The 12,763-nt window shown below is 69.7% G+C and carries 11 protein-coding genes; all 11 read right to left on the bottom strand.

Translation table 11 applies throughout. From position 1 onward, the window contains the following. Positions 1 to 1,530: 1,530 nt before the first annotated feature. Positions 1,531 to 2,838 (bottom strand): type VII secretion-associated serine protease mycosin, encoded by a 1,308-nt coding sequence (mycP, locus tag Sdagh_RS11660; protein WP_226535040.1) that lies wholly within the window; start codon positions 2,836 to 2,838, stop codon positions 1,531 to 1,533. Positions 2,839 to 2,934: 96 nt separating this feature from the next. Next, complete coding sequence (locus Sdagh_RS11665) at positions 2,935 to 4,344, bottom strand: WXG100 family type VII secretion target (RefSeq protein WP_190078426.1); 1,410 nt, start codon at positions 4,342 to 4,344, stop codon at positions 2,935 to 2,937. Positions 4,345 to 4,381: 37 nt separating this feature from the next. Beyond that, the gene (locus Sdagh_RS11670) at positions 4,382 to 4,696 is read right to left on the bottom strand and encodes a DUF2563 family protein (protein ID WP_189424226.1); all 315 of its coding nucleotides are present in this window, start codon (positions 4,694 to 4,696) and stop codon (positions 4,382 to 4,384) included. A 2-nt stretch (positions 4,697 to 4,698) separates the two neighbouring features. Beyond that, positions 4,699 to 5,991, bottom strand: a complete 1,293-nt coding sequence (gene mycP, locus Sdagh_RS11675) for a type VII secretion-associated serine protease mycosin (RefSeq protein WP_372478438.1) — start codon at positions 5,989 to 5,991, stop codon at positions 4,699 to 4,701. 133 nt (positions 5,992 to 6,124) lie between these two features. Beyond that, positions 6,125 to 6,418 carry a WXG100 family type VII secretion target gene (locus Sdagh_RS11680; RefSeq protein WP_189424224.1) on the bottom strand — a complete coding sequence of 98 codons (294 nt, stop codon included), beginning with the start codon at positions 6,416 to 6,418 and terminating at the stop codon, positions 6,125 to 6,127. A gap of 65 nt (positions 6,419 to 6,483) precedes the next feature. Further along, positions 6,484 to 6,804, bottom strand: coding sequence for a WXG100 family type VII secretion target (locus Sdagh_RS11685; RefSeq protein WP_189424222.1), 321 nt, complete (start codon positions 6,802 to 6,804; stop codon positions 6,484 to 6,486). Positions 6,805 to 7,039: 235 nt separating this feature from the next. Next, entirely contained in the window at positions 7,040 to 8,173 is a 1,134-nt protein-coding gene (locus Sdagh_RS11690) for a hypothetical protein (RefSeq protein WP_190012163.1), read from the bottom strand. A gap of 67 nt (positions 8,174 to 8,240) precedes the next feature. Then, positions 8,241 to 9,758: a putative T7SS-secreted protein gene (locus Sdagh_RS11695; protein ID WP_190078425.1), complete on the bottom strand. Its 1,518-nt coding sequence runs from the start codon at positions 9,756 to 9,758 to the stop codon at positions 8,241 to 8,243. A 22-nt stretch (positions 9,759 to 9,780) separates the two neighbouring features. Continuing rightward, the gene (locus Sdagh_RS11700; protein ID WP_226535042.1) at positions 9,781 to 10,533 is read right to left on the bottom strand and encodes a hypothetical protein; all 753 of its coding nucleotides are present in this window, start codon (positions 10,531 to 10,533) and stop codon (positions 9,781 to 9,783) included. Continuing rightward, complete coding sequence (locus tag Sdagh_RS11705; protein ID WP_190078424.1) at positions 10,530 to 10,838, bottom strand: DUF6317 family protein; 309 nt, start codon at positions 10,836 to 10,838, stop codon at positions 10,530 to 10,532. The genes Sdagh_RS11700 and Sdagh_RS11705 overlap by 4 nt, the downstream gene beginning before the upstream one ends. A gap of 351 nt (positions 10,839 to 11,189) precedes the next feature. Further along, a complete protein-coding gene (gene eccB / locus Sdagh_RS11710) occupies positions 11,190 to 12,749 on the bottom strand; it encodes a type VII secretion protein EccB (RefSeq protein ID WP_190012161.1) in 1,560 nt (519 codons plus the stop codon). Between the last annotated feature and the right edge of the window lie 14 nt (positions 12,750 to 12,763).

Consider the following 12,763-nt stretch of genomic DNA (forward strand, 5'->3'; position numbering starts at 1 on the left):
CCCGTGCCCGGCAGACTCCGCCCGGTGTGGCGGCGTGCGGCGCATGGTCGAGGTGCAGTCGGTGGTGGACAGTGACCGGGGAGCAGGCTTCCTCGTCCAGGACGGACGGTTGCGGGCGCGCCCCCCGGGAGGCGTACAGCCGGTCCCCGTGCCAGTGGGGCCGGGCGTGAATGGCCACGCCGGCGGCGCGGTCCGCGGACAGCACCGAGCGTGCCGCCCCGCTGCGCGCCGCGGCCGTGGGAACGGACTCGGCGGCCCTGGCCGGATTCGACGAGGGTTGCCGCACCCTGGCGGGAGGGGAGGTGACCAGGAGAGGTGACCGAGGACGGCCGCCGCGTCCGGAGAGTCCCCGGGCGCGAGCGGCAGCATCGAGGGCATCGCGCGCCGCGACGGGACCGGGCCGTGCGGACGGGGCGAGGGGGGATGTGACCGCCCTGGTCCCGGCGTCACTCCGCGCCTCGTGCATCCCGGCTCGGCGGCACGGCCGGCGCGGCGCCGGAAGGGGCGGGGGTCGGGTCCGCGCCGCGTGCCACCGCTCGACGAGGGAGGTGGTGGTCATCAGCGCCGGGCGGACCGACCCGGCGCTCAGGGCGTCGGACGGTCGCCGGCCTCGCCCCCGGAGCGGTTGGTGACCGACGAGTGCGGCAGCGGCCGGCTCACCGGCGGCAAAGCGCTGATCAGGGTGCGTACCTGCGTGGTCGGGGACCTCGACGAGGCGGATTCCTGCACGGAGCGGGATGAGGTCGCCTCGGCCGGCCCGGCCACCGGCCAGACCCGCATGCTCTACCGCCTCAGCCTCTCCGGCGGCAGTTCCGGCGAACGGTACTTCCCGATCGGAGGCGGGGGCCTGCGGTGGCACCTTCGCCATCAGCGCGGCCGGGGCGAAGAGTCACGAGATTCTGGCCGCGTACGGCCCCGACACGGGCAAGCAGCTCCGGGGAAGCGCATAAGCGGAGTTCCGGCAGTACTTCCCGGTGCACACGTCCGACGACGACCGCGTCCTCTGCACCGCACGGACAACGGCAGCGGCAGCGGCAGCGGCAGCGGCAGCGGCAGGGACCCTGGACCCGGGACCCGCTGGAGGCGAACGCCCAGAACGTTGCCCGCTGAGCAGTCGTCGAGCACCCGGACGACCTCGGCGCCGGCGTGGCCATGCACGCCCGGCCCTACGGGCACAGGGACCGGCTGCACGCCTCCCGGGGGGGCGCGCCCGCAACCGTCCGTCCTGGACGAGGAGGCCTGCTCCCCGGTCACTCTGTCCACCACCGACTGGACCCCGACCATGAGTCCCGAGGAGGCCCCGTCCATCGTCCGACAGCCGCTACGCCCTGCCCCGGCTGCCGGACAGCACGGAAGTCCCCCCGCCGGCCGAGGAGTTCGACACCGGCTACCTGATCCACCCGGTCTTCCCGTCTCCGTCCGGCCCCGGGCCTCCCGCCGGAGGAGGCGGCCATCGCCCTCTACCGGTGAGGCCGGCGGGGCCACGACACCGGGACGTCATGACGGCGGCGGCGACACCTGCCTCACGAGTTACCCCTGAGGCGGGGACGGTGGCTGCTGCTGATACGGATTCTGCTGCGGCTGCGCCGGCTGCTGATACGGGTTGTACTGCGGCGGAGCCGACTGCTGTCCGTACTGCGGGTAGCCACCGGGCGACGCGGGCCCACCCGGGCCGTTCCTGTTACGCCGGGCCGACCTGACGATCAACCATACGATGAGGCCGACCACCACCAAGCCAATGAGCCCGAGGACCCCGAATACAAGCAGGCGCTTCTGATCTGCTTTCTTGTTTTCTGCGGCATAGTCACTGTCAGTCTTTCCAACACCTGGACCTACGGAAGACCCCTGGCTTCCCGAGGTCTTGAGCGGTCCATACTTGGAGCCAGCAGGGATGTCATCCGCCAAGGCATCGTACGGACGGATTGCGCCATACCCGTACTTCTCATCAGGCAACCTCAACCCTTGCGCAGAATCCGGAAGGGATGCGGTTTTCACAAGGCGATTCGCCACTTGCCCGGCGGTCAAGTCCGGGAACGCAGAGCGAATGAGAGCTGCGGCTGCCGAGACATAAGCAGTGGCATCGGAGGTCCCGGAGCCCATCCTGTATCGGTTTCCAGCGCCAGCTGCCGCGACGATCTTCACACCTGGAGCCGTCAAAGCCACCTGAGGATTATGATTCGACTTCTCCCACACGGTTCCATCGCTAGTGACAGCACCCACACCGAGGGCTCCCGGAGAAGCCCCTGGATAGCATTCAGCTGAGTCACCATCATTGCCCGACCCACCAATCACCAACACATCCCGACTCAAAGCGTACTGCACAGCATTGGTAACCTCAGAAATCACTGCGGCGCTACTGGAACCAAAGCATTGGGAAACGTTGATGATGGATGCTCCTTGGTCAACCGCGTATCGGATCGAGGTCGGGAGCCCGTTACTGTTCGCTTCGAAGTCGCGGATAGGAAGGATCTTCGCTTCGGGAGCCAAGCCGATCACTCCTTCCCCCTCACCGTGACCGTGGGCAGCAATGATGGAAGCCATGGCCGTTCCGTGGTCATCGCCGGCGTCTGGGGTAGCGGACCCCCCATCGACGAAGTCATGTCCTTCAAGCACGTTGCCTTGGAGATCGATGTGGCTCGCGTTGACGCCATCGTCGATCACTGCGACGGTCACGCCTTCGCCTTTGGAGATGGACCAGGCTTGCTCAGCCTGCAGAGTTTCGAGGGCCCACTGGGCACTTCTCGCTTCGTCCGCTGACGCAACGGGAGCCGCTGACAGAATCAGCGCACCAGCCAGGGTCGTAGCGCCCAGCGCACTCATCGATCGCATGAAGGCCATGCCATCTTCCCTCTCCCGATAACAATGTGGGCGTGGCCCTCGTGAGGCCACGCCCACACATCCTGTCATGTGCCAGTAGACACAGAAGCGCGGCGACTACTCGATCACTCGAGGCGCCGCATTGGTCTGCGGCATCCAGGTCTCTTCGTCCTCGACCAGGTAGTCCGGCCTCTCGCTCTCACGGCTTTCCTGGTCCTTCGGGCGATTGGTTCGACCACCGGGGACACCTGCCATGCCGCCCTTGCGGACAGCACCAGCGCCTCCCGCAGCTCCGCGGCTGCGATGCAGTCCCGAGCCACCGGCTGTGCCCCGGCCCGCTCCCGCGCCAGCACCCGCACGGGGCGCGCCACCTACTACGCCGCCGGGCTGACGTGCCGCCGCACCAGCACGTGCCGATGCGCCTCCCTTGGCGATACCTGCACCCGCACCCGCGCTTCCTCTGCCGGCCGTGCCCCCAGCGCCGACGCGGCCTGCCACGCCGCCTCGACCGGCACCTGTTCCAGCCCTGCCTGCGATACCGGGAGTACCTCCGATCGGGCTGCCGCCCCCAGGCGAGCCGTTCCCGGTGGACCCGGCGTTGGCTGTCCCAGGGTGTCCCACTGTCGGCGTATCGACTCGGCCACCGGTGACACCATCGATCGCAGTACCGATCTGAGGCTGTGTGGGTGCAGGCGGTTTATGCGCTCCACCCGTGATACCTGCCGGGGGAGCCACAGGCTTGGAGGAATTGATCGTGCCTGTCTGTGCTCCACGGGCGGTGCCGGAAGTCGCTCCCTGCGGGCTACGAGGGGTCGGGCTCGTGGGAATGACCACAGCAGCGGGCGGGATGCCGCCGGGATCACCCGGGAAGCTCTCCGAGTCGTCGATGCCGCGCCGCCGGTTCCACGACCCCATCTCCGCAGCCCGACTGTTGTAAGCCGCCCCGAGGATCTCCATCTTCGCGGCCATCTTCAGCTGCGCTTCGCGCCCCGCCGACAGGCTGCCCTCGTTGTCGTTGCGGGCGTCGTCCGCGCTGGCCCCGTTCTTCAGGGCGTTGTCCGCGCCCGAAGCGTCTCGGTCGCCGAGGTCGCCTGCCCAGTCCATCGCGCTGGAGAGGCCGCTCGGCTTCTCCATCGCCAGGACCTCGTCCTTGATCTTGTCGAGGACGACGGCAGCGCCCTTGAGGGACTGGGAGGTGTTGTCCGCGTACTTGGCGCTGTCCGTGATCTTCTGGCTGATGACCTGCGCCCGTTCCCGGAAAAGGTCCGCGCTCGCGCCTTCCCAGTGCGAGAGAACATGCTGAACGGCGGTTTCCAGGGTCTCTTTGATGCCTCCGCCGCCGACGAGGTCCTTGCTCAGGTCCGCCCAGGCCTCCGACACCGACTTCACCGTGGCCGGATCGGCGTTCCGGACCATGTCCTTCATCTGGTCCATGTCGTAGTTGAGTCCGAACGGCGTGGTGTGCTTCGCTGCGAAGCACTGATCCGCCGGCACGTACTCGAAGTTGTCGATGCTCTTCTCGCTCACGGCTGCTGCCCCCTCTTTCCCACGTAGCCGAACATCGTCACTTCCGGTTGAAAGCGGCGTAGTTCTGCGCCTCGGCGTCGGCGAACGCGTCATGCGTCTTCTTCGTCTTCTGGCCGAAGTCGTCCAGCACCTGCTCCAGGTGCTGGACGATCTCGTACAGGCGCTCCTTCATCGTTTCGTGGGCGCTGTACAGCGCCCTGGCCTCTTCGAAGCCCGTCCCGAGAGCGCTCTGCGGCAGATACGTCTTGTTCCTGCAGTTGGACGAAGACGTCCCCATGTCCGCCAGAACACGATTCAGCTTCGTGATCGTGCCCTCGATCTCACTCAGATCGACCTTGTACTGCTCAGCCATGCTCAGCTCCCCGTTGACTCCACGTTGTTACCCGCACCCTGCTTCCGCCGCCAGTCGCTGAGGACCCGGCCGCCCCCGAACAGCAGGAGCACCGCGGCGAAGCCGGCCGCCAGTACGTACAGTGCGTACCGTTCCGTTCGTTCCTGTTCGGACTCGCCCAGGACCAGGGTCGCGGCCTGGACGTCGGCGGCGGCGCCCGCCGGGCCGACCGGATCGGGGGTCGGACCGTCCTCCGAGGGCTCCGCCGTGTCCTCGTTGAGCGCGGCGGCCGGGTCGACGACTCCCCAGCCGACGAAGTCGTCGCGGTCCGCCTTGGTCCGGTCGGCCGTCTGCTCGATCTGGGTGATGACCTGCCGGTACGACCAGTCGGGATGCTTGGCGCGGATCAGGGCGGCGACCCCCGAGACGTACGGCGCCGCGAAACTGGTGCCCTGGTCGACGCAGTGGCCTCCCGCCGGCACCGTCGAGACCATGTCGATGCCCGGTGCCGCGACGCCCACGAAGCTTCCCGACTGGGAGAACGGCGCACGGGCGTTGTTGCGGTCGGATGCGGCGACCGCCAGGACGCCCGGGTAGGCCGCCGGGTAGGTCTCCTTGACCTTGCCGTCCGCGCCGTCGTTGCCGGCCGCGGCGACGATCAGGGCGTCCTTGCTCTGGGCGTACTCGACGGCCGCCCGGAAGGCGGTGTGGACCGTCGCGTTCATGGTGGACGCGGTGTCCTGCGAGATGTTGATGACGTCGGCGCCGGCGTCGGCCGCGTACTTGATGGCCTGCATCATCGTGCCGACGTTGCCACTGCCCTGGTCGTCGTTCTGCCGGATCGGGATGATCGTGGCTTCCGGGGCCAGGCCGATGAAGCCGCTCTCGGCGGACTTGCGGGCGGCGATGATGCCCGCGACCTTGGTGCCGTGACCGACCTCGTCCGTCTTGCCGTTGCCGCCCTTGGACAGGAAGTCCTTGCCGCCGACGACCGCGGACCCGAGCTGGCTGTTGACGGCGTCGACGCCGGTGTCGATGACGGCGACCTTCACACCCTTGCCCTTGGTGTCCTGCCACAGCTGGTCGAGTACGACGCGCTGCAGGGACCAGGGCGTTCCCTTGATCGGATCGGAAGGGAACGAGCAACTGGTGTCGTCTATCTGGAACCGCACGTCGTCGTCGGTCAAGGCGGTCCGCACGCCGTCCGCGGCGGATGCCGGTACCGCGCCCGCGAAGGGCAGCGCGCAGGCGAGGACCGCCAGGGTGGCGGTGCCTGCGGCCGTCCGACGCGCGGCGTGCGATGCCCCGGAACCCACTGTCTTACGTCCTCCCGTTAGTTCCCTGCTCGGGACGTACGGGCCGGCCCCCGGCCGGAGGATCCGTACGTTCCGTCAACCGCCGATGGGGGCGAGCACGCCGTCGCGTGCCCGCCCCCATCAAGCGATCACGTCAGCCGCCCCAGATGGAGGCGTTCTTCTGCTCCGTGGCCTGGTAGTTCTGCGCGGCGCCGTCGAGAGCCTTCGCGATGGCCTCCAGCGTCTGCTGCATGGAGTTGGCGCGCTGGTCCCACTCGGTCTGCTTGGCCTGGTAGGCCTCCTGCGCGGAACCTTCCCAGGTGGTCGCGATCTTCTTCACGCCGGCCTCGAGTTCGTCCAGCTGACGGCGGATGTTGTTCGCCGTCGAGCGGACGTCCTGGGCGGCCTGGGAGATCGTCTGGAAATTGACGAGGATCTGCCCGGACATGTCTTGTGTCTCCTCAGTTGTGTAGATGGTCGGTCACGGCCGTGCGCCGCGGCGCACGGGGCCGATCATCCGAACGGGGACTGGGCAGCGATGCTCTGGATGGACGAGCGCTGCTCCTCTTCCGAAGCCGCGTAAGCCTTGGTGCTCTGGTCGACGGCTTCCTTGATGTCGTTCAAGATCTGGTTGATCTTGTTCGCATCCTGGTTCACCTGCGACTGCAGGTTGTTGTAGGCCGTGGCCGCCGAGCCCTTCCAGCCGCCCGTGATGGTGTCGATCACGGTCTGCAGCCGACGGATCTCGGACTGAATCGAGGAGTTGACCGAGGAGATGCGACCGCTGAACGCGACCATCTCCTCCTCGGTCATGGTGAACTGCTGTCCAGCCATGCTGTGTCCCCCATGAGACGTAGAAGTACTGGTTAGATCCACGGACACGGAATGCCCGCCGCTTTCCGGCAGCACTCGTGTCCCATCTGATCCGGGTCCACTCTAGTCGCAACCACTGACAGAGCGAACAGTGGATAAGGCACGTAGTGGAATCGCGATGAACCCAACGCAACTCGTCCACAAGTCAGTTCGCGCGATCCGCGCGGCTCGCCCGGTTTCGCCCCGCGTGGAATGGTCAGCGGTCCCGCGCGTGGAGGTACGCCTGGGCGTAGGCGATCCTGGCGTCCAGGTGTCGCGGGTCGATCCGGTAGACCTTGTTGAGCCCCCGGTACTCCATGGCGGTGCCCGTTCCGGGAGCGCGCCAGCGGGTGCGGCTCGGGCCGGTGACGGCGATGTCGTCACCCTCTCCGTTGACGAGCGAGTACACCGCCGCGCAGACCCAGACGACCGCCCACAGCGGGAAGGTCACGTAGTACCCGCCCCACGCGTACCAGGTGCCGACCCGCCCCGTGAACGGCGGTGCCGAGCCCGCCGGTTCCACCGTCCACCGGACCCGGCGCGGGCCCAGCAGGAGACGGCCGGGGCGGCGCGTGACGCGGGCCAGCGCCGTGCCGTCCGCGGCGAGCACGTCGTAGGACCCGGGGCCGGCGGGCCGTACCGAGCAGAGCGGCCCGCCGTCGGGACCGCCGTAGAGCGTGAACGGCTCGCGGGACGTCCGGCCGGTCGTGCCGGGCTGCCTCGGCTCGACGCCGATCCGGGCGACGGGGGGCTGCCGCCGGTCACCGCCCCAGAGGCGGATCGACGGGCCCATCTCACCCGCTACGGCGTGCTCTTCCACCGGGATCGGCGTGTACGGGGCGCCGTCCGCGGCCAGGGCGTGCGCCGGTGACTGCGTCACCCGCCCGTGCGCCGGCGCCCGGTGGTCCGGCGGCTGCGCGCCCCGCCGCAGCACCAGCCACCGGGGGGCATGGCGCAGGGAGTCCTCCGGCAGGTGCCAGCCGTACTCCCCCGCGATCTGCAACGCCCTCGTCGCACCGATCTGCCGGTAGTGGCTGTCGTCGATCTGGAGGATGTCCGCGCTGTCCGGATGACCGGTGATCCGCTCGCGCAGCCGCGCCTCGACCCGGGCGACGTCAGCGGTCCGTTCCCGCCGCAGCCGCGCGAGACTCAGCCAGACCCGCCGCGGCGGGCGCGACCGGGGACGCCCGGAGGCGTCGTGGAGGGCGTCGAGCAGGGCGCTGACGACCGGCAGCACGAACAGGCCGAGCGCGTACAGCACGCCCCAGAACCACTGGAAGACGTAGCGGCTCCACAGCCGGAACGCCGACTTCGGCCGACGGGGTCCCCACGCCGGATCTGCCTGGTTCATGGTCAACCCCGGACTCTGACGTTGCTGCTGATGCGCTCGGTGACCCTACCCCCGGCTCCGGGGCGGCTCATCCGAAGGGGTTGGCGGCGGCCAGCCGGCCGGTGAACTCGCCGGCCTTCTCCCGCGCCGTGTCGACGGACTCGTGGAACTTCTCCGACCCGTACTGGATGTCCTCGGTGACGTGCCGGACGCCTTCCTTGTACAGGTTGTGGGCGCCGGTGACCGCCTCGTAACCGCGGGCCGTCCAGGACCGGGGGTCCACGTACTGCCGGACGTTGCCCGCGTCGTCCGCCACCGACCTGACCGAGTCGGCGAGGGCGGGGATCCGCCCCAGCGGGGTGCTCTCGACGAGCTTGGGCACCACGTGGTCGAGTACGCCGCCGAGGCGTCCGCTCGCTGCCTGGTAGAGGTTGGCGTCACCGAAGTGGCGGGCCACGGCGACGCCCAGGCGGTCCTTGAAGGTGTCCGCGGTGATCTTGACGGCGTCGATCTTGCCGCCGACGACGCCGAACGCCCGCATGCCCTGTTCCTCGACGGTCCGTACGGCGCCGCCGCCGACCGCCTCGACGATGTCGTCGGCGCGCTTGAGGGAGTCGGCGGCCTTCGAACCCGCCTCCAGGACGTTCAGCGGGATCTTGACGCCCTTGAAGGCGCCGAGTCCGACCTTGCCCACCCGCGCCAGGTCCCCGAACGGCACGAACCCGGCGATGTCCAGCCCGATGTCGAGCCAGTTCCCCTTCTTGGCACCGGCCGCCCAGCCGACGGCGTGCGCGGCGAGCGCGCCGCCGTTGAGGACCATGCCGATCGCCTCGAAGACGACGGCGCCGATGATGGTCTCGGAGAAGACGACGGCGAGCACGTCACAGGCGGCGCTGGCGTACCCGAGCCAGTCGCCGATCTTGTAGATGGTGTCGGCGTGCTGCTGGACCCACTCCCAGATGTCCCCCGCCAGCTCCTTGACGGCGTCGCCGAGCCCCTTGAGCCCGTCCATGAAGCGGTCGAAGAGGCCGGGTTCGTCGGGGGCGCGTTCGGCGGCCCGGCGGACGGCCTCCGCGGCGGCGCGCGCCGCCTCCTCGTGGTCGCCGAGCAGGTCCTGGGCCTTGCGGATGACGGCGTCCAGGGCGGCGCCGGCCTCGTCGACCCGCCGGGCGGCGCGGTCCAGGCGCCGCTGGGCGTCGTCCAGGGCCGCCTCGGTGTCGAAGGTCCGGCCCGCCAGCCCCAGGTCGGGATCGGCCTCCGCCCGCTTCAGCGCGCGGCGGGCCTCCTCCGCCTCCTGCTCGTAACGGGCGGCGAGGGCCTGGAAGTCGGTCAGCCGCGCCTGCCAGCCGTGCAGGGCCCGCGCGGCTTCGAGCAGCGAGCCGTGGCCGTCGGCGAGATAGCGCGGCAGCTCTCCGATCTTCTCGGCGAAGCCCGAGGCGGCGTCACCCTCCCAGACACCGTCGGCCTTGCCCACGCGGGTGAGGGTGCCGTGCGCCGCGTCGAGCCGGCTGCCCACTCCGGTGAGGGTGGTGACGATCCGCTGGAGCGAGGCCGGCTCGCCGGGTGCCGGGTCGAATCCGAGCGCGTCGTAGGTCTGTGTGCTCATGCGTACGTCCTCCTCGACGCGGTCATCCGAAGGGGCGGGGCTGCGCCGCGGCGTCCGCCGCGGGCTCGTCGCCGAAGGTCACCGTGTCGGCGATGTCGGCGAGAATCGCCTGGTAGCGGTAGAGGTCCTGGATGTCGGCCGTGCTCAGGCACAGCAGCAGGAGCCGGTCGTCCTCGGGGAAGGGCAGCCAGACCTCGACGCGCAGGAAGAAGCGCTCCTGCTCCCCGTCGGGGAGCTGCCACACCGCGCGCGACCCCGCGACGCGGACGACGGCCGGGCCCGCGGGAAGGGTGACGAGCTGGACCTCGCCGCCGTCCCCGGCCCGGTCGAGCGTCTCCGCGATGCCGGCGGCAGTCAGGTGCGGGTCGGGGTTGTCGAGGTCGCGGACGCCGACGGTGAGGGTGCAGCGGCTGACCCGCTCGGGGGGCTGCGACCCGTCGGCGGTGCCGCCGACGGGGAAGAAGCCGAGGGCGTGGTAGACGGTGCCGTCGGCGGCGAGCTGCGCGGAGTTGACGCCGTACAGGGCGGCGGTGAACGCGCGGAGCGGTTCGCGTTCCTCGGCCTCGCCCCAGTAGGCGCGGGCGAAGTCCCGCATCCGCTCGTCGAGGACCTCGTCACCGGCCGCCGCGCCGGCCCCAGGGTCCAGCGGGACCGGCTGGAACTCCGGCTGGACCTGGAAGCGGAAGGCGGCCGGCGCGCTTCCGTCGTCCGCGGCGCCGCCCGCCGCGTCGGTGACCGGGGCCGCGTCGGCGGCGCTGCCGGATATCGCTGTCACGCGCCGCCCGCCTTTCCGGACGCCGTGAAGGACTCGCGTACCCGGTCCTCCAGTTCCTGGTACACCTTCCGTGTTTCGGAAAGGCCCTCCGTGACACCGCTCGCGGCGTCGGCGATACGGCCGATGCCGTACCCCCACTTTTCCTGGAATTCGTCGCAGGCCGCTTCCAGTTCGGCGTATCCGGAATTCTTGGGGCCGATGTCCTTGAGCTGTTTCATCGCGGCGCGCATGTCGTCCGCGCATTCACCGAGCTGCGCGACGAGCTGCGCGAGCGCCTGGAGTTCGACTTTGTAGTAGCCGGTCATCGCCGACGTACTCCCCCGTTGTGTTTCTGCCGGCTCATGGGCCGGATTTCTCCGTGATGGTAGCGACGGGCCGCGCGCGGGCCGGAGGCGGCAGCCGGTTGTGGAGGGATGTACACAGCCTCTTCACCGCCGCGTCCCGCACGGACGCGGCGGCCGGCGCCCGCGTAGGGCCTGTCGTTCGGATCAGGTCGCGGGCAATCGGCTGCGCCTTCCTCGCGCCGGTGAGCGGGGCCTGGTGCGTGCGGACGCGAGGCGGAGGAGGAAGCCGACGCGGAGCGTCGGCGAGTGACGACAACGCGGCAGGTGCGCGTGCCAGGCCCCGCGTCCGCGGCGTGATCCGGACGACAGGCTCTAGGACCCCTGTGCCTGCTCGGCGTTGCCGCTGCTCAGTTCGGGCCCCGCGGCCAGCAGGTCGGCCCAGGCCGCCGGAACGGAGACCGGGGTGATCTTGTCGTAGCCGAGCCGGACCTGGGCCGTGTTGGTCTTCTCGCCCTCGGCCTTCTCACCGCCGGTGACCTGGCTGTCGTTGGTCGCGGGGACCGAGTAGCGCAGGCCGGTGTCGGTGACCAGGTAGACACTGCCGCCGCCGGCGTCGGTGCCGGTCAGGCGCTTGAAGAGGAGGCCGCTGCCGGGCGAGACATAGGTGCTGGAACCGCTCTGGGCCACGTCCTTGGGGTACTCCCGGCCGCTCCAGACGGTCATCTTCGGAAGGCCGGTGTACTGGTCGTCCTTGCCGTGCCAGACGCTGCACGAGACCTTGTTGCCGCCCTCTTCCCAGTGCGTGTTGACCTGGGCGACCGGCTCCTTGGGGAAGTTCGCCTGCGACATCCACTCGCCGTCGGCCGGCTGGATGTCGTTGAAGGTGACCTCCACCGGCTCCGGGTTCTCGGCGCCGTAGACGCCCTCCACCCAGGGGCTGCGCAGCCACAGCTGGGCCGTGAAGTCGGAGACGGGCTGCACCCGGTCCTTCAGCACGATGTACTTCTGCCTGCCGAGGCCCGACGGCGCCTCGACGATCAGCCCCACCTTGGACAGGCCGGGGTCGAGGCCGTCGACCTGGGCCTGCGTGCCGACGTCGGAGCCGAGGCTCGGGAAGTCGAGCGCCCCCACCACGTTCAGCGTCTTGATGAACTCGGCGCTGACCTTCTGCGGCGAGACGCCGTCGCCGAACACGGCGCGCTCCAGCGTCTTGAGCCCCGACTCCGACCGGAGCTTCCAGTCCCTGCCGCCCATCAGGTAGGCCCGTCCGTCCGAGGTGACCATGTAGCGGGGGGTGGCGCCGCCCTCGGCGGGACCCTCCACGTACAGGGCCTCGTTCTGCCGCAGCTCGTTGCCGCCCTTGTGCAGCAGGGAGGTGTAGTCGGACTGGTCGAGCACGTACGTCGCCTTGACCGGCTGCTGGTCCTCGCCCTTGCCCGGCGCCTCGCACAGCGCCCACACCTTGACCGTCTCGGCGTCCTTCGGGGAGGGCAGCCGGTCCGGTGCGAACGGGATGCCGACGGTGGCGCCCATCGCGTACTTGCTCTCGTCGAGCACCGACTCCTTGATCTTGATGACCTGCGGGTTGTCGCCCTTGAGCAGCAGCTTGGCGGAGGCCAGGTTGAGCACCGGGTGCAGGCTGGGCTTCTCCTCGCCCTTGGTGCGCACCAGGACGTAGCGCGTCGTCGACTCGCTGCCGACGAGGATGTTCTTGCCCTCGCTGTCCCAGCCCTTCGGCGCCGTCGGGCTGAGCATGCCCCAGGCGCCGAAACCGATGACGATGAGCGTGGCCACGCCGAGACTCGGCAGGACGGTCTTGAAGGGGCGCGGGGCGCCTTCCTCCGAACCGTGCGGGGACGGCTGCAAGAACGCCGCCACCGTGCGCTTGCGCGCGAAGGAATAGGCGTTCAGCTCATCCCTACGTGTCGCCATCGATCGGTCAACTC

The organism is Streptomyces daghestanicus, from assembly GCF_020521275.1.
Classification (GTDB): Bacteria; Actinomycetota; Actinomycetes; order Streptomycetales; family Streptomycetaceae; genus Streptomyces; species Streptomyces griseoviridis.

Excerpts from the sequence above, each read along its gene's own strand:
- mycP (WP_226535040.1), bottom strand. The coding sequence starts at position 2,838 with ATGGCCTTCATGCGATCGATGAGTGCGCTGGGCGCTACGACCCTGGCT.
- Sdagh_RS11670 (WP_189424226.1), bottom strand. The coding sequence starts at position 4,696 with ATGGCTGAGCAGTACAAGGTCGATCTGAGTGAGATCGAGGGCACGATC.
- Sdagh_RS11680 (WP_189424224.1), bottom strand. The coding sequence starts at position 6,418 with ATGTCCGGGCAGATCCTCGTCAATTTCCAGACGATCTCCCAGGCCGCC.
- Sdagh_RS11685 (WP_189424222.1), bottom strand. The coding sequence starts at position 6,804 with ATGGCTGGACAGCAGTTCACCATGACCGAGGAGGAGATGGTCGCGTTC.
- Sdagh_RS11690 (WP_190012163.1), bottom strand. The coding sequence starts at position 8,173 with ATGAACCAGGCAGATCCGGCGTGGGGACCCCGTCGGCCGAAGTCGGCG.
- Sdagh_RS11695 (WP_190078425.1), bottom strand. The coding sequence starts at position 9,758 with ATGAGCACACAGACCTACGACGCGCTCGGATTCGACCCGGCACCCGGC.
- Sdagh_RS11705 (WP_190078424.1), bottom strand. The coding sequence starts at position 10,838 with ATGACCGGCTACTACAAAGTCGAACTCCAGGCGCTCGCGCAGCTCGTC.
- eccB (WP_190012161.1), bottom strand. The coding sequence starts at position 12,749 with ATGGCGACACGTAGGGATGAGCTGAACGCCTATTCCTTCGCGCGCAAG.